The organism is Vibrio sp. sp1, assembly GCF_016920955.1.
GTDB lineage: Bacteria > Pseudomonadota > Gammaproteobacteria > Enterobacterales > Vibrionaceae > Vibrio > Vibrio alginolyticus.
Genome location: NZ_CP060590.1, coordinates 1,060,925 through 1,076,185 on the forward strand (window position 1 = coordinate 1,060,925; position 15,261 = coordinate 1,076,185).

Genomic DNA, 15,261 nt, shown 5'->3' on the forward strand with positions numbered 1-15,261 from the left:
GTAAGTATGGACAGTTTTGAAGGCATCAATGAGTTTGTTACGGTTGCTGAGAGCTTAGGGTTTTCTGCAGCGGCAAAACAGTTAGGTTGCAGTACCAGTCACGTCAGTCGCCAAGTCACAAGACTAGAAGAGCGATTAGGTGTCGCTTTGTTAGCACGTTCGACAAGAATGGTGAGTCTAACGGAAGCGGGGCAAGCGTATTATCAACAGTGTAAAGAGTTGGTGATTGGGCTTCAGCAAGCCAATGAGCAACTCACCACGCAGCAAACTCAATTGAGTGGTACGTTACGTGTGAGTGCCGCTGGTGCGTTTTCTGAGAACCATGTAGCGCCTGCCTTGATGGCGTTTGCCAAGCAACATCCTAATCTCACGGTTGAAATTAACTTCAACACCAGCATGGTCAACTTTATTGAAGATGGTTTCGATTTTGCCATTCGTTACGGCAGGTTGAGTGATTCAGGCTTGGTTGCGAGAAAGCTGGTGGATCGTCCCATGGCAGCGGCAGCCAGTCAGCGTTATCTCGATGAACATGGTTTGCCAACGCACCCAGAGCAACTCAAGCGTCATAGCTGCATTATTGCCAATAAGGACGTTTGGTTGTTTGAAAAAGACGGCAAGCCTTTAGATGGCGTAAAAGTGCAGGGCAGATGGAAGAGCAATAACGCACACACGGTCTTGCAAGCCTGTGCAGAAGGATTAGGTGTGGCGTACTTACCGAAGAGTAGTTTCAACGATGCTATTTCGTCTGGTCGTTTGGTGCCAATACTAGAGCCGTATTGGGGAAGCGGCAACAGCAGCTGGATTGTTTATCAGAATCGTCACTTTCTACCACTACGAGCGCGATTGGCTATCGACTTCTTGCTTGATCATTTTGTCGATTGGCAGGAGTAATGAGGCTCTGCCAATCGGTTTGTTTATCCATTTGTTAGATCGTCAACATACTAACGTATCTACATGTTTTGATAGCTTGGTCCGCCGCCACCTTCTGGTGCTTTCCACGTGATGTTTTGCGAAGGATCTTTGATGTCACAGGTTTTGCAATGAACGCAGTTGGCGGCATTTATCTGAAACTTCAACTTATTGTCCACTTCCACCACTTCGTAAACCCCAGCGGGGCAATAGCGCTGACTCGGTTCGTCATACATACCTAAATTCACATCAATTGGAATGTGAGGGTAAGTCAGAACAAGGTGACAAGGTTGATTCTCTTCGTGCTGTGTTCCCGACAAAAATACCGACGAAGGCTTATCAAAACTGATTTCACCATCTGGTTTTGGGTATGCAATTGGGTGGCACTCTTGTTTAGGTTTTAACTGCTCATGATCGTGCGAATAGTCCTTGATAGACCAAGGTAACGGCTTCTTAACCAGTGGTTGCCACAGGTTGTGTTCAAAAGTCGAAAGAGCACCGCCCAGTATGCTGCCAAACTTATGAATGTTCGCACCAAAGTTACGCGTTTCAGCGAGTTCGTCATACAACCATGATGGTTCAAACAACGACTGGTAGTCTGGCTCAGAAGCTCCAGTTTGTCGGGCCGTATGTACCGCTTCTGCTGCAATGATTCCGGATTTCATTGCTGTGTGGCTGCCTTTAATTTTAGCAACGTTCAAAGTCCCCGCATCACAACCAATCAATAAACCGCCAGGGAATTGCTGTCTCGGCAGAGAGGAAAGTCCACCTTTCGCAATGGCTCTTGCGCCGTAAGCGATGCGCTGAGCACCTTTCAAATGTGGTTCAATAGCAGGATGGTGCTTAAAGCGTTGAAATTCGTCAAACGGACTCAAGTAAGGATTGCTGTAATTCAAGTCGACAATAAGCCCGACGGCGATTTGGTTGTTCTCCATGTGATAGAGAAAACCGCCGCCTGTGGTATTTGTTTCACTCAAGGGCCAGCCAGCGGAGTGGATAACACTGCCAGATACATCCTTACTGTCAGTGGGTAACTCCCATATCTCTTTTAGGCCAAGCGCGTAGTGCTGTGGTTGCTTTCCTGCGTCTAGGTCGAACCTTTGAATAAGTTCTTTACCCAGATGTCCGCGACAACCTTCAGCAAAAAGGGTGTATTTTGCCCTTAGCTCGATACCTGGTTCAAAGTTAGGTTTGGCCTGGCCGTTCTTATCTAGTCCCATATCGCTCGTGTTAATGCCTGTCACGGCGCCAGTCTGATCATAATTGATGCTTGCAGCGGCAAAGCCCGGAAAAACTTCCACCCCAAGATTTTCTGCTTGGTTAGCGAGCCAACGGCAAAGGTTGGCAAGGCTAATTACGTAATTATTCTCGCCATTTATCATTGGACGCGGTGTAAGGATGTGAGGAACTCGAATATGGTTTTGTTCAGTAGTAAGATAAAGGAAATTATCTCGTTGAACCGAGGCTGCTAGCGGGGCCTCCATTTCTTTCCAGTCGGGGAAAAGCTCATCTAAGGCACTAGTTTCAAAAACAGCGCCAGATAAAATATGTGCGCCCACTTCTGAGCCTTTTTCTACAACGCAAATTGAAAGTGCGTCACCTTCACTGTCTTGGTTGAGTTGAGCTAGCCGACAAGCGGCGCTTAAGCCTGCGGGTCCGGCCCCCACGATCACGACATCAAACTCCATGCATTCTCGTTCCATCTTTATGCTTCCTTTCTATTATCGTCATCTGCGTGACAGGTTTTGGTTTCTATACAGAAAACTATAGCTCAGTTGACGTTAACGTGAAGTGGACTAAGCTCAAGTAATGGATCTGACGTGTTATATGAGGCATGACCATGGAAGACCGACCATTAGCAACACTTGTGCTCGCAGAGCATGACAACCAATCGTTGGCTGTAGGGACGCTGTGTGCAATTAAAGCGGCATTTGAGATTAAGGATGATGATAAATCGCTTCCTGTTTCTGTGTTGCTTATTGGTTATCAGTGCCAATCAGTTTTGGATGAGTTGAATTGTGTTCAAGGTGTTGCAGAAATTATCTGGGTTGATGCGAAGGGATATGAACATGGATTAGCGGAAAATATCGCACCTTTGATCTCACAAGTAGCCAAAAACTACTCACACATTCTTTCTCCTGCCAGTACATTTGGTAAGAATGTGATGCCTCGTGTGGCGGCGTTGCTTAATGTTGGTCAACTTTCTGACGTGATGACAATCGAGTCTATCGATACGGTGATTCGTCCAATTTATGCTGGAAATGCATTGGCGAGAGTCACGTCGAATGATCCCTATAAAGTGATGACCATAAGAAGTACGGCTTTTGATGCCGCAGAGCTATCTGACACGCCAGTTGTCCCTAAGCTTACTCAAGTCGACACGGTGATTATCAATAAACTTAGTGAGTTTGTTTCGCAACAAACGCCAGAAAGTGAGCGACCAGAATCGCCAGCGGCTAGAGTAGTAGTGTCGGGTGGTCGTGCATTCGGGAGTAAAGAGAAGTTTGTTTTAGTAGAACAATTGGCTGACAAGCTAGGTGGAGCGGTAGGGGCGTCACGAGCGGCGGTCGATGCGGGCTATGTGTCTAATGACCATCAAGTTGGGCAAACCGGCAAAATTGTTGCACCGGAGTTATACATTGCCGTCGGAATTTCTGGCGCGATCCAGCATTTGGCGGGAATGAAAGATTCCAAGGTGATTGTTGCAATTAATAGCGACCCTGATGCGCCTATTTTTGACATTGCAGATTATGGATTGGTCGACGATTTGTTTGTGGTAATGCCTGAGCTGTTAGAGAAGCTGTAGATATAGTCTTGCTTCCTAAAACAAAAGGCTTCCGGACTGGAAGCCTTTATCATTTGATTTTTATAAGTTACTTTTCGCTCGGACGTTGCAGGTGCTCTGCAAGTACTTTTGTAAACCTTGCAGCTTCACCACCAGTACAAGCGCGATGATCAAACGTTACGGATAGCGGCATTGCTTTCACCGAAATTGCTTGACCATTTCTTATCACAACTCGGTCGAGTATTCGGCCCGCGCCGACAATAGCGACTTGTGGCGGTGTGACGACAGGTGTCGCGTAAATACCGGCAATCGCGCCGAAGTTGGAAAGCGTAATCGTCGCGTGTTGCAATTGCTCACGACCGATTTTTCTCTCTCTGATCCCTTCAACGGTTTGATCGAGCCAACGACGAACATCTTGTGGCTCGTATTCATCTGCGTGGCGCAAGACTGGCACGTACAATCCATGACGGCTATCTACTGCAATTCCTACATTGACCGTTGTGTGTACACAGCGTGTCATGGTTTCGGCATCAAACCAAGCGTTTAAAGCGGGCTCTTCTTGACACGCATGAACAATCGCTTGAACAAGGCGGATACTGATATCTTCGTTTGGCAGCCAATCTTCCAACAATGCTTCTTCCGTAATGGTTACGGCAGCAACATGTTCGTGCGATTCGGTCATAGACGATACCATGGTACGTCGAGCGCCTTTCAAAACTTCGGTGCCTGGACGCTGTTTTCCGGCTTCGTCGTAAATATCGGCATCTACGATAAGTCCGTTCGGGCCACTACCTGACACAAGGTTAAGATCTACCCCAAGTTTTTGTGCCAACAAGCGAGCCGAAGGCAGGGCGGTAACGAGGTTACTTTCTGTCGTGTTGTGGTTGCCACCAATCCAGAAATCATCAACGTTAACATGATGCGCTTGGTGAGAAACGCTACCGACGACGGTTGCGGCGTCAGCAGTGGCTTTTTTCTCTGCCGTTACTTCTCTCCCGGCACCTGTTTCATCAATCTCTAGCAGTAATGCACCAATATTGACGATTTCACCTTCCTCACCATGACGGCTGACCACACGGCCCGAATAGGGGGCAGGGACGTCGACCGTCGCTTTTGCTGTCTCTACGGTTAAGATCACTTGATCTAATTTAACCATGTCACCGACATTAACGTGCCATTTTACAATTTCTGATTCAGCGAGGCCTTCGCCGAGATCGGGTAAGTTAAACGTCTTCATTTCCAATCCTCCACGAGTTCGCGCGCTGCGGTCACAATGTCTTCTTTCTGAACCATGAAATAATCTTCGTTACGGTAATAAGGCATAATGGTGTCCATTCCAGTTACTCGTTTAGGTGGGGCTTTAAGTAAGCACATGGCGTGTTCAGCGGTTCGAGCTAATAGCTCAGATCCCACACCACAAGTTTTACTCGCTTCATGAACAACGAGTAAACGTCCAGTTTTTTCTAGTGAGCTGAAAATCGTCGCGGTATCAATTGGCTTAATACTCGCCAAATCAATCACCTCGACTTCAATTCCCTGACTAGACAAGGTTTGCGCGGCCTGAAGTGACTCTACGACGCATGCGCCCCAAGTAACGAGCGTGATATCTCGCCCCTTGCGTAAGGTGAAGCAGGTGTCGAGTGGGAGTGCTTCGCCGTTATCAACGACTTCAGATTTAACGGTGCGATATATGCGCTTCGGTTCGAAGAACATGACGGGATCATTGCTTCTAATTGCAGCGAGAAGTAAGCCGTATGCGCGTTGTGGAGAAGAAGGAATCACCACTTTAAATCCAGCAGTGTGAGCAAATAACGCTTCCACGCTTTCTGAGTGGTGTTCCGGAGCGTGGATACCGCCGCCAAATGGCGCACGGAAAACCGCGGGACAAGTGAGCCGACCGCGAGTTCTGTTACGCATTCGAGCCGCGTGGCACATTAAGTGCTCCATCGCAGGAAAAACGAAACCTTGAAACTGAAATTCGGCGACAGGTCGTAATCCTTGCGTTGCCATACCGACCGCAACCCCGCCGATTAAGGCTTCAGCGAGTGGCGTATCGATGACTCGTTTAAGACCAAACTCTTGCTTGAGTCCGACAGTGGCACGAAATACACCACCATTATCGCCCACGTCTTCACCTAATACGACAACATTGGGGTCTTGTTGCATTTCGTGGTGCAGGGCAAGGTTTACTGCTTCAACCAACGTTAGCTCAGCCATGTCTGCCTCCCTGCATTCTCATTGCCTTGTTGATGAGTTCATCTCTTTGTGCATGAAGCTCTTGAGGTAGCGATTCATACAAATAATCGAAACCGGTTTCTGGTGCTTGTGGCGGTAAGCTCAGATAGCGTTCAACAGCTAACTCTACTTGCTCTTTACAGTAATCTAGCCATTGCTGTTCTTGTTCGTCGCTCCAAGCGCCTTGATTAAGGAGGTACGTTTTAAGACGTGCGATAGGTTCGTATTGCCATGCAGTTTGAACATCATCTTCTTTACGATAACGAGTCGCATCATCGGCCGTAGTGTGGTCACTCAGTCGGTAACTCACCGCTTCGATGAGTGTTGCGCCTTTCCCTTTTCTTGCTCTCTCAAGGGCGGTTTTAGTTGCATCATAAACGGCGACGACATCGTTACCATCGACAGTAATACCCGGTATACCTGCACCTTGCGCTTTTTCTGATAAGAAATCGGCGGCACATTGGAGACTACGCGGCACTGAAATTGCCCACTGGTTATTGTTTACGACGAAAACAAGTGGAATATTCCAAGTACCTGCGCAGTTTATTGACTCAAGAAAGTCCCCTTTGGATGTACCACCATCGCCACACATGACTAGCGCAGCATCATGGTTACCTTGAATTTTTAGCGCGGAAGCCACCCCGACAGCATGCGTACATTGCGTCGCTATGGGTACACAGTAGGGAAGGTCTCGGCTAGGAACCGGACTGCCTTCAGGAGCAAAATCACTCCCGCGCTCATCGCCACCCCAGTATTGAAGGTTCTTTTCCATGCCAATGCCACGACACCACATCGCAGGCATATCGCGGTAGTAAGGGACAAACACATCATCGGCTTTAAGTGCTCTGCCGACCGCAATGCCTATGGCTTCCGCGCCTAAGTGTGAGGGATAGGTCCCTAGCTTACCGGTGCGTTGCAAGGCAACTGCTTTGTTGTCGTAAGTGCGAGTTAATACCATGTCTCGGTAAAACCCGACCAATGTTTCAGTGTCAGCCCAGTTGGGTAGTTGGCCGACGAGGTCCCCACGATGGTCGATAAACCGATGCATGGGTAATGCCTGAACGTTCATCTCAAGCTCCTTTTGACGCTGCGGGTCTTTTGGACTGCAGCTGTTCATACAAAACCAGAGTTTGTATGGGTACTCAAACTCTGATATCAGCGCAAAGGCCATACCTAAGGTTGCGTGTGCTTTCGATAGCGGTAGGCATCTGTTCGTCCCTTAAACTATTTGTCGATAACATCGCTGCGATTATTTCACCGCAAGATACAGAGAAAGGCTTTTCTGTATCTAACCCTCTAACTAAATCGTGGTATAGCCAGATACAATAAGTGTAAACAAATTGTTAAATTATGCTTCATTTTGACTTTCGCTCAGTAGTAAAGTTTTGCTTACACCCTGATTTTGCAGAGTAATATGCTGCTATTTTGCTGGTGGTATTTTTAAACTCGAATTTAATTACTGGTTAATGAAACATATTTGCAACAAAATTTGGCTGTAAAATTTGACAAAGTGAGTCATTATTAATGAATCAACTCAAACAGTTGCTATATGATGAATTGCAAATTTTTGTTGTGCTCGAAGCCTCGACCTTATGAGAATGCATAACTTCTTCCCAACTGAGTGGAATCAAGGTAGGGTGACGGCATTACAAATGTATACCCTCGGCAGTCCTTGAGCTTATCCAAAGTAGGTAGTGCTCAAGTGGAAGTGATTATGGAGAAGTTATGTACCACACTCATGTTTATTTTCCCCTAAGAGAACAAGATAAAGCGCAAGCCTTGAACGAGATCATCCGTCAAGAGCGTCAAGATGTGCTGCGTGTGTTTCCATTAGTTGGAAGGTTAGTTGGCCCACACAAGATGCCGATGTTTGAAATTCACCTAGAATCCTTGAGTGAAGAGTTCTTGGCGTGGCTTGATACGATTCGAGGCGATTTTTCTGTGCTTATTCACCCAGTAAGCGAAGAAGAGTTGCTCGATCACACAGAACGCGCGATTTGGTTGGGCAGAGAGATTGGTGTATTTGAAGAAAAGTTAGAGAAATAGTTGCCTTCTCGCCCATGCATGACCGCTTTGAATCCTTCTCTTCTCATTGCGGTCGCAGCTTCTGCTTAACGCCTCATCTTCATTGATGGGTGCGGAATCCCTATCTTACGCTTTGCTGTAGCTATTTTTGTGCTAAACCTAAAAGTAGGCTTTCGAACTTCACGCACAAAGCGTGAAAATATCGCTGTTTAGCATGCCATTAAATGAATTTTGGTGGTAATAAAATATTAAGTCTTTGATAAATCAAATAGGTATAGCAGGGAAGTGCAGTTTACGACCCCAACGCCATTGGCAGTGGCGCCGATAATTTCTGAGGGGGAAGGGTATGTTTTCGATACTCTTGGTTATACTTGCACTCTATATATTTTGGCTGTTGTTTCGCAACGAGCCTGCGTTTGCCGGGCGTACCGCTCAAAAAAAACGTGACTGGGTTGGGCCTACCGCCAACAAAGAAGAATGGCGAGGGTTTTGTACAGACGTATTTCAGCCGTTCAGTTCTCAAACGACTTTCTACGCCATTGCTTATTTTGCCAATTACGTAGCAGCAGCGAACGCAATATCTTGGTCAACGATATACGAAGGCGATTATCCGATCATCATAAGCCGATTTGGTAGCTACTTCATTTTAAGTACGCATGATGCACTGGTCGTAGCTGGGTTTATTGCGCTTGCTTTCTTTATCATTAATTGGCAACTTGCCATGCGCTGCTCCGGTATTCTTAGCCAGTATCTAGTGCGGATTCTTATTATTAATCAAAAGCGCTTTGTCGCGATTAGCTTGGTGTTTTGCAGCTACTTTTCGTACCTACTGACGCTTGGTATATTCTGGCTGTTCCATGATGGGTATTCAATCTGGCATGGATTAATGCTTAGCCCTGTGTTCCTGCTGTTAGCTTTATTGGTAGCTGTTGTTGTGCCATCTGCAAAAAGAGAAAATAGTGTACCTAAGTAATCCCGAGATGGTTTGTTCAGCGGGAATAGTTTGGCTTGTAGACTAGGTAGTGATGTAAAGGACTAGCGAGTCTAAATCACGAAGTGGCAACAAAGTATACGAGCCGAGATCTTTACTTCATCAGGTATTTTTGGGGCGTTTACTTAAGCAAGGTAGGCTGCACTTTTAACTCGATCAGATTATCACGTTCTGGTTTAGCCTTATCGAATGACAAAATAAAGCTGCAATTCGATAACCCTAGACAAGATGATATGTCTTCGTAAAAGGGTGAAGTGTTCGTACTGGGAACTTAGAATTAAAAAACGCGGCCAAAGAATAGCCGCGTTTATTAGAATAAGAGATTTAACTTTCTGTCACAGGTTCAGAGACTTGTTCAGCGCTTGAATCCACAGCTTTTACAAGTAGTAGACCAACACCTCCGACGATGGCACCACATAGAATAAACACTAAGCGCCCCCATACTGGGTTAGGTAGCAGAGCCATAAACATGACACCTATACCTGCGACCGCGATAAGTTTACCCAGCATTTGACGTTGCTTGTTATCGAGTTTTCTCTGTGCCACTGATTCCGCTACAAGAGGCGTTGATAGGTTTTCAAAGAACTTATCGACATCTGCTTGGCGTTTGTCAGTTAGAGGCTTGTAGAATAGAGTCGACAACATGAAGAAGCCACCAGTTAGCGTCATGTGTCCGATTAGACCTATTGCTACTTTCACATCAGACCATTCTCGGCTAGTCAACTCCTCAAGGCCAAACGCCGATGACACCATATCAGCTGTGATAACAAACCCAACAAGGTAGGAAACGATGCCACCCACGACTAGAGTTCCCCAACCGGCCCAGTCTGGAGTTTTCTTGATAAAGAAGCCTAAAAACGCTGGAATTGTCATTGGGAACCCGATGAGCGCACCAACGTACATCATAGTGTCGAATAGACTCAGACCTTTTAGAGAGTTTATAAACTGCGCGATTAGAATAATTGCAACGCCAAATACCGCCGATGTTGCTTTAGAAACTGCGACTAGCTCTTTCTCTGATGCTTGGCCTTTACGAACGATCGGTTCATAAAAGTTCTTTACGAAAATACCTGAATTGCGGTTAAGACCAGAGTCCATAGAGGACATCGTAGCAGCAAACATTGCAGCGACCAGAAGTCCAACCATACCTGCTGGCATGTACTCTTGAACGAAGTATAGGTACGCGAAGTCGCCTGCTTTGTTACCAGCATCTGGATAAGCTGCCGCTAAATCAACACCTTGGCCTGCAATATACCAAGAAGGCATGAACCAAATGAAAACTCCACCCAACATCAATACACATGCTAGCAAAGCTGCTTTTTTTGCATTTTTAGAGTCTTTTGCAGCTAGGTAACGGTAAGAGTTCAACATATTGTTTGTAATAGAGAACTGCTTAACGAAGATAAAGAACGCCCAAATACTAAAGATGCTTAAGTAGTTCAGGTTGTTACCTGCAACAAAGCCGCCACTTTCTGCGACTGGGAAGTTAGAGATAATTTCAGTAACTCCACCACCTTGAACAATAGCAACGGCTGCACATGTGATCGTTACCGCCATGATGATGACCATTTGCATGAAATCGGAGGCGATAACCGCCCAAGAGCCGCCAGTTACCGACATCGCAAGTACAACTAAACCGGTAATCCAGATGGTTGCTGTCATATCAAAACCAAAAATACCTGAAGCTATAATAGCAAGGGCGTTAAGCCATACACCTGCAGAGACAACACTGTTTGGCATCGAAGACCAAGTAAATACTTGTTCGTTTGTTGTACCAAAACGCATACGAATGGCTTCTATGACAGTTACGACGCGTAACTGACGAAATTTCGGTGCAAAGTAAGCGAAGTTCATGAAGTAACCAAACGCGTTTGCAAGGAAAATAATAGCGACAGCAAAACCATCATTGTAGGCTTTACCAGCTGCGCCAGTAAATGTCCAAGCAGAGAATTGAGTCATAAACGCCGTTGCTCCAACCATCCACCAAAGCATGTTGCCGCCACCTCGGAAGTAGTCGCTTGTAGTACTAGTAAAAGTTCTGAACATCCAACCTATTGCGATTAAGAATAGAAAATAGATGCCCACAATGAGAGTATTGAGTTCCATCTTTAGACCTTTGAAGTAGTTTATTGTCCTAAGTAATAGTAACGTTCGCCCCTCTTATTTGTAGTACAATAACTCAAAACCGTGACCAGTAAGGCGTAATAAACCCTTTAATTAATCATACAAGTGATCGGTGTCAGATATTGCTTTTCTCTGAAGCTGCTAAAAGTGTAGAGTTTAGGTATGGGTTCTATGAATATACTTATAAAGAATCTTAAGTCCTCTAATAAGAATGGATGCGGATTTATGCATATCTGGCAGAGGGATTTAACATCGATTGATGTAGGATTGTTAAAAAAAAGCCCATGCAAGCCTGTACTGCATGGGCCAAACGGTACTAGTACCGCGAGCTGTCGGCTGAAGTTCGCAACAGCGGCTTTACATGATTACTAACCACTACAGATGACGTTCGAGGGGACATCACCTGAATTCAGTTGTTTATGTAACGCTGCTAGATCTTCGACAATCATTGCGCACATGCAATGCTAAGCTCTCTAAAATGTAGTTATGATATGGAGCAACTAATCAGTTTACACTCGCTCTGATGTTGGCAAGTGACAATGGCTATTCGCTGCATTTTGCTAACGTCGCCCCATTAATGATATTGTATTATTAATTAAGGTAAATGCTGATGATACCAAATTGTGACAGAGAACATGTTTAGCAAATAGGCCTGTGATCTGGATGATTACAGGCTAAGCCGATAAAGGGGCCCGACTGTCGCTTTTGTCTGAGGTGCGATACGGGTTTGTTGAACTAATAGTAACTCTGCAGTTGCAATTGCATCTGCAAGTGCATTATGGCCGTTGTAAGCGGGTAACCCGTAACGTTCCCTTGTCGCTGCTAGAGTCACATCTGATTCATCGGAAGCATTGATAGCTCTTTGTAACCTTTTTTCTATTCGCAAGGTGTCTATCCAAATGAGCGGCAACTCTTTTATGTTGAAAACTCGCTGTAAATATTGATTAATAAAGCTAGTTTCGACTATACATCCGTGCGCAACAATAACTTTGTTTTCTGCTGCTTTAAAGAATGTCCGCATTGCTTCATGAATAGAGATTCCATCAGTCAGCATTTGTTGGGTAATATGGTTAACAACTATGGTTTCGGGCTTAATTTTTGAGTCGCTATGTACATAAAGGTGTTGGCTTGTTGCTAAGTCAATATGGCCTTGTCGAATCTCTACCCAGCCCATGGAAAGAATGACTTCTTCCTCACTGTCTAAGCCAGTTGTTTCAAGATCTAGAACGATGAACTCAGTGTCAAAAGCTCGTTGATTTACGTCCAGATTTGGCGAGCGAAGCAGCTTTTTAAGATAAAGAGGGATGTGCTTCTTTTTACAGTGCTTTTGTCTCTGACGATTTTTTCGTGTCAATGGATGAAAGTACTCAAGTAAGCGCTTCATTATCGGCTCCCAAAACGGAGTTTGGCGACTTCTTGTAGATCTGCAATGATGCGGAACGCGTCTTTTAAATGTTGACGTTCAAAACTACCGAACGTATTGGGGTCAATGTGGTTATTTGGCTCATCTCCACTTTTTAGTGCTTCTAATTGATGGGCAAATCGAAACGACAAGATGAATTGATATGCGTTTATTATATTTTTGTACGCGTCATGGCTGAGCAGTCCTTTTTCGTTAGCTGCTTTAAAACGCTCATCAGTTGCAGTGAGGTCACATTCAACTGCCAGACCATAAATCCTTGCAAGATCAATGATTAGATTAATCGCGTATTTTTTTACGTCGAGCGTTTTCTTGTTCTCTCCCGATTTTTGTAATACTAGGCTATTGAATATTCCTAACGGTGGGTTTGTTTTCACCGCATCGTTAACTAACATCGTAAGGAATTCTCTATTAGCGTTGATGTTAGAGTGAAGCTCATCGCGAAGTATCTGTTCAAAGTCTTTGTTTCCATAAACGGTTCGGATTTCTAAAAAGACACTGATATTGAGGAGGCGCTCGTATTCAGGATTTGCCACCCATTTCTTATAGTACTTTTTCCAAACAGAGAGAGGCTGGCACCATTTAGGGGTCGCTGCCATAAACTTCCCTGGACACAATGGATAGTTACATTTATTCAGGCCATTACTTACTATCATTGCTAAATGTTTGAAGTAGATACGGTCGTTATCTGTTGCCGAATCATCTAATACGATGGCGCTATCTTGATCTGACAGCATATGTACTTCTTGGCGAGCATGAGAGCCTGCCACAATCCAAGAGAAGTCACAGGGAGGTGTTCCCAACTTATCAATGGCTATTTGTATTAACCTACGAGTGTACGCATCCATAATCATGGTCATCACTTTACCAATGATTTCTGGTGAAACCCGTCCTTCGACTAATGCTTCAAAAATAGCTTGGCGCTCAGACGTAAAACTAGACAAAGCTTTGACACTGCCAGCATATTTGATCTTTTCAATTAAAAATATTGCTTGGACTCGATGGTTTTGAACCAAGTGCGTTGTTGTCAAAACGCCAACGACGTTATTGTCTCTGACTAGGGGTAAATTTCTTATGTTGTGCTGCATCATAATGGAGGCTGCGTGCAGAACTAAATCGTCAGGATGAATTGTTTTAGGATCAGGCGACATGACTTCGACGACTGGTGTTGAGATGCTTAATCCTTTGGCGATGACTCGCTTTGTCATATCTCGGTCGGTAATCAGTCCAACTATTTTTTTATCACGATAAACGACAGCGCAGGGAGAGCACTTATCGATCATCTCGTTGGCGACTGACTGAATGGATTGCTCAGCGGTTACAATTGCAACTCGACCACTAGCAACTTCCTCTACACGCCGAATAAACAACCCTTTTTCTTTGTTAGACCACACGACATCTAATGCTGACTTTAGCCGTACCTGAGCTTGTGATGCAAAATGTTCAGCACATTCAGGATGAGAAGTGCACAACTTTTTCAGCGCAGCATTTGGAATTACATAAACTAATGAATTTTCGATTGCAATTGCTTTGTATTCTTTCCCGCTTTCGACTTCGTTACCAAGAAAAGTGAAGCCAAACAAATCTTCCGGACCAAGTTTAGCTCTCAATATGCCATCAGATTTACGCTGTTCGATAGAGCCAGTTCTAATAATATAAAGTGACTTTTCGTTCTTAGAAGAACATTGATCAACAACATCCCCCTTGCTTAAATAAGTGATCTTAACAGATGAAGCAAGCTCGCGAAGTGCACCTTTAGGTACCTTGTCAAACGGATCAATCTGGCTGATAAACTGTATGATATTTGGCAGTAGCGAGTCGGTCATAACACAACATTCTCAAAATATATTTGTATTACTATATATCAAAATATTGATGGTGTGCCATAAAGAATTGGAGGAAACGAAATTAAAAAAGCACGCGAGATGCGTGCTTTTGCCTAGTTATTAGATCGCCCAAGCCCTAAGCTTAACTGGCTTCGGGTAAGCGATGTTTTGACTCCAACAAGTGGTTAGCCGAAGCTTGACGTGCTTTTTCAGCATTGCCTGCCATTATTGCTTCATAAATCTCACGATGTTCTTCGATGCACGTATTGCCTTCCTCAGATGAGTGAGCAATAAAGTTAATGAACATTGTAGTCAGAACATGCCCAAACGGTAAGAAAAAGTCGTTTCCGGTTGAGTTAAAAATAATGCTATGGAAACGAATATCTACATCCATCCAGCGCGCTTTGTCCAGTTCGTCTGCTTTAGCGACTTCCAACATATCTTGGAATGCTTCTGATAGCTGAATTCGCTGTTCCGCAGTGGCATTTTTCGCTGCGAGTGCACAAGCTTCAGGCTCTATCGCGCGTCGTAACCCCAAAAATTGATGACAGAACTGATCTATCTCTGTTAGACCGTCCATCCATTCAATTAATTGTGGGTCTAAAAAGTTCCAGTACGCTCGGTTGATGACTCGAGTACCAACTTTTGGACGTGACTCGAGTAAACCTTTTGATGTTAAAAGTTTTACGGCTTCACGCAAAGCTGTGCGACTGATACCAAACTGTTCACACAGGGACATTTCTCCTGGAAGAATGGACCCTTGAGGGATCTTGCCTGACAAAATGCTACGAGCAATTTCGCGAGCTACTTGTACATGTAAGCTGCGCTTGGAACCGGAGATAGAATGAAATTCACCAGACATAAAATCACTTATCGTTAAAATTGTATTATTTAAGCTTGGACTATATCATCCAAAGTGTAGCTCACCAAGAAGATGTTTACGTAA

13 protein-coding genes are annotated in these 15,261 nt (G+C 44.8%); 5 read left to right on the forward strand and 8 right to left on the reverse strand.

What is annotated here, in order from left to right; all coding sequences use genetic code 11:
- Positions 1 to 6 precede the first annotated feature (6 nt).
- Complete coding sequence (locus H9L11_RS20190; protein WP_042521059.1) at positions 7 to 891, forward strand: LysR family transcriptional regulator; 885 nt, start codon at positions 7 to 9, stop codon at positions 889 to 891.
- A gap of 59 nt (positions 892 to 950) precedes the next feature.
- On the opposite strand, the gene H9L11_RS20195 is transcribed toward H9L11_RS20190, so the two are convergent.
- On the reverse strand, positions 951 to 2,612 hold the full coding sequence (locus H9L11_RS20195; RefSeq protein WP_054701352.1) for an electron transfer flavoprotein-ubiquinone oxidoreductase: 1,662 nt from the start codon (positions 2,610 to 2,612) through the stop codon (positions 951 to 953).
- A 137-nt stretch (positions 2,613 to 2,749) separates the two neighbouring features.
- On the opposite strand from H9L11_RS20195, the gene H9L11_RS20200 reads away from it, so the two are divergent.
- A complete protein-coding gene (locus tag H9L11_RS20200) occupies positions 2,750 to 3,715 on the forward strand; it encodes an FAD-binding protein (protein WP_205391139.1) in 966 nt (321 codons plus the stop codon).
- A gap of 67 nt (positions 3,716 to 3,782) precedes the next feature.
- Here H9L11_RS20200 and H9L11_RS20205 read toward each other — a convergent pair whose 3' ends face one another.
- From H9L11_RS20205 to pdhA, 3 genes are read right to left on the reverse strand one after another with little or no spacing between them, the layout of a single operon-like run.
- Positions 3,783 to 4,931 carry a dihydrolipoamide acetyltransferase family protein gene (locus H9L11_RS20205; RefSeq protein ID WP_005375831.1) on the reverse strand — a complete coding sequence of 383 codons (1,149 nt, stop codon included), beginning with the start codon at positions 4,929 to 4,931 and terminating at the stop codon, positions 3,783 to 3,785.
- On the reverse strand, positions 4,928 to 5,911 hold the full coding sequence (locus H9L11_RS20210; protein ID WP_042521051.1) for an alpha-ketoacid dehydrogenase subunit beta: 984 nt from the start codon (positions 5,909 to 5,911) through the stop codon (positions 4,928 to 4,930). Before H9L11_RS20210 ends, H9L11_RS20205 begins: the two co-directional genes overlap by 4 nt.
- A complete protein-coding gene (pdhA, locus tag H9L11_RS20215) occupies positions 5,904 to 6,998 on the reverse strand; it encodes a pyruvate dehydrogenase (acetyl-transferring) E1 component subunit alpha (RefSeq protein WP_205391140.1) in 1,095 nt (364 codons plus the stop codon). Before pdhA ends, H9L11_RS20210 begins: the two co-directional genes overlap by 8 nt.
- Positions 6,999 to 7,063: 65 nt before the next feature.
- On the opposite strand from pdhA, the gene H9L11_RS20220 reads away from it, so the two are divergent.
- From H9L11_RS20220 to H9L11_RS20230, 3 genes are all read left to right on the forward strand, one after another.
- On the forward strand, positions 7,064 to 7,258 hold the full coding sequence (locus tag H9L11_RS20220) for a hypothetical protein (RefSeq protein ID WP_152560954.1): 195 nt from the start codon (positions 7,064 to 7,066) through the stop codon (positions 7,256 to 7,258).
- 396 nt (positions 7,259 to 7,654) lie between these two features.
- Positions 7,655 to 7,975: a DOPA 4,5-dioxygenase family protein gene (locus H9L11_RS20225; RefSeq protein WP_205391141.1), complete on the forward strand. Its 321-nt coding sequence runs from the start codon at positions 7,655 to 7,657 to the stop codon at positions 7,973 to 7,975.
- Between the two features lie 325 nt (positions 7,976 to 8,300).
- Positions 8,301 to 8,927 carry a hypothetical protein gene (locus H9L11_RS20230; protein WP_054578994.1) on the forward strand — a complete coding sequence of 209 codons (627 nt, stop codon included), beginning with the start codon at positions 8,301 to 8,303 and terminating at the stop codon, positions 8,925 to 8,927.
- A gap of 342 nt (positions 8,928 to 9,269) precedes the next feature.
- On the opposite strand, the gene H9L11_RS20235 is transcribed toward H9L11_RS20230, so the two are convergent.
- The 4 genes from H9L11_RS20235 to H9L11_RS20250 all read right to left on the reverse strand — a co-directional run bounded on the left by H9L11_RS20235 (position 9,270) and on the right by H9L11_RS20250 (position 15,177).
- The gene (locus tag H9L11_RS20235; protein WP_205391142.1) at positions 9,270 to 11,051 is read right to left on the reverse strand and encodes a transporter; all 1,782 of its coding nucleotides are present in this window, start codon (positions 11,049 to 11,051) and stop codon (positions 9,270 to 9,272) included.
- A gap of 685 nt (positions 11,052 to 11,736) precedes the next feature.
- Positions 11,737 to 12,453 carry a 3'-5' exonuclease gene (locus tag H9L11_RS20240; protein WP_005388533.1) on the reverse strand — a complete coding sequence of 239 codons (717 nt, stop codon included), beginning with the start codon at positions 12,451 to 12,453 and terminating at the stop codon, positions 11,737 to 11,739.
- Positions 12,453 to 14,315: a putative nucleotidyltransferase substrate binding domain-containing protein gene (locus H9L11_RS20245; RefSeq protein WP_132936392.1), complete on the reverse strand. Its 1,863-nt coding sequence runs from the start codon at positions 14,313 to 14,315 to the stop codon at positions 12,453 to 12,455. Before H9L11_RS20245 ends, H9L11_RS20240 begins: the two co-directional genes overlap by 1 nt.
- A gap of 142 nt (positions 14,316 to 14,457) precedes the next feature.
- Positions 14,458 to 15,177, reverse strand: a complete 720-nt coding sequence (locus H9L11_RS20250; protein WP_005388529.1) for a FadR/GntR family transcriptional regulator — start codon at positions 15,175 to 15,177, stop codon at positions 14,458 to 14,460.
- Positions 15,178 to 15,261 lie beyond the last annotated feature (84 nt).

Excerpts from the sequence above, each read along its gene's own strand:
- H9L11_RS20195 (WP_054701352.1), bottom strand. The coding sequence starts at position 2,612 with ATGGAACGAGAATGCATGGAGTTTGATGTCGTGATCGTGGGGGCCGGA.
- H9L11_RS20240 (WP_005388533.1), bottom strand. The coding sequence starts at position 12,453 with ATGAAGCGCTTACTTGAGTACTTTCATCCATTGACACGAAAAAATCGT.
- H9L11_RS20230 (WP_054578994.1), top strand. The coding sequence starts at position 8,301 with ATGTTTTCGATACTCTTGGTTATACTTGCACTCTATATATTTTGGCTG.
- H9L11_RS20225 (WP_205391141.1), top strand. The coding sequence starts at position 7,655 with ATGTACCACACTCATGTTTATTTTCCCCTAAGAGAACAAGATAAAGCG.
- H9L11_RS20250 (WP_005388529.1), bottom strand. The coding sequence starts at position 15,177 with ATGTCTGGTGAATTTCATTCTATCTCCGGTTCCAAGCGCAGCTTACAT.
- H9L11_RS20220 (WP_152560954.1), top strand. The coding sequence starts at position 7,064 with ATGGGTACTCAAACTCTGATATCAGCGCAAAGGCCATACCTAAGGTTG.
- H9L11_RS20190 (WP_042521059.1), top strand. The coding sequence starts at position 7 with ATGGACAGTTTTGAAGGCATCAATGAGTTTGTTACGGTTGCTGAGAGC.
- H9L11_RS20235 (WP_205391142.1), bottom strand. The coding sequence starts at position 11,051 with ATGGAACTCAATACTCTCATTGTGGGCATCTATTTTCTATTCTTAATC.
- H9L11_RS20205 (WP_005375831.1), bottom strand. The coding sequence starts at position 4,931 with ATGAAGACGTTTAACTTACCCGATCTCGGCGAAGGCCTCGCTGAATCA.
- pdhA (WP_205391140.1), bottom strand. The coding sequence starts at position 6,998 with ATGAACGTTCAGGCATTACCCATGCATCGGTTTATCGACCATCGTGGG.
- H9L11_RS20245 (WP_132936392.1), bottom strand. The coding sequence starts at position 14,315 with ATGACCGACTCGCTACTGCCAAATATCATACAGTTTATCAGCCAGATT.
- H9L11_RS20210 (WP_042521051.1), bottom strand. The coding sequence starts at position 5,911 with ATGGCTGAGCTAACGTTGGTTGAAGCAGTAAACCTTGCCCTGCACCAC.
- H9L11_RS20200 (WP_205391139.1), top strand. The coding sequence starts at position 2,750 with ATGGAAGACCGACCATTAGCAACACTTGTGCTCGCAGAGCATGACAAC.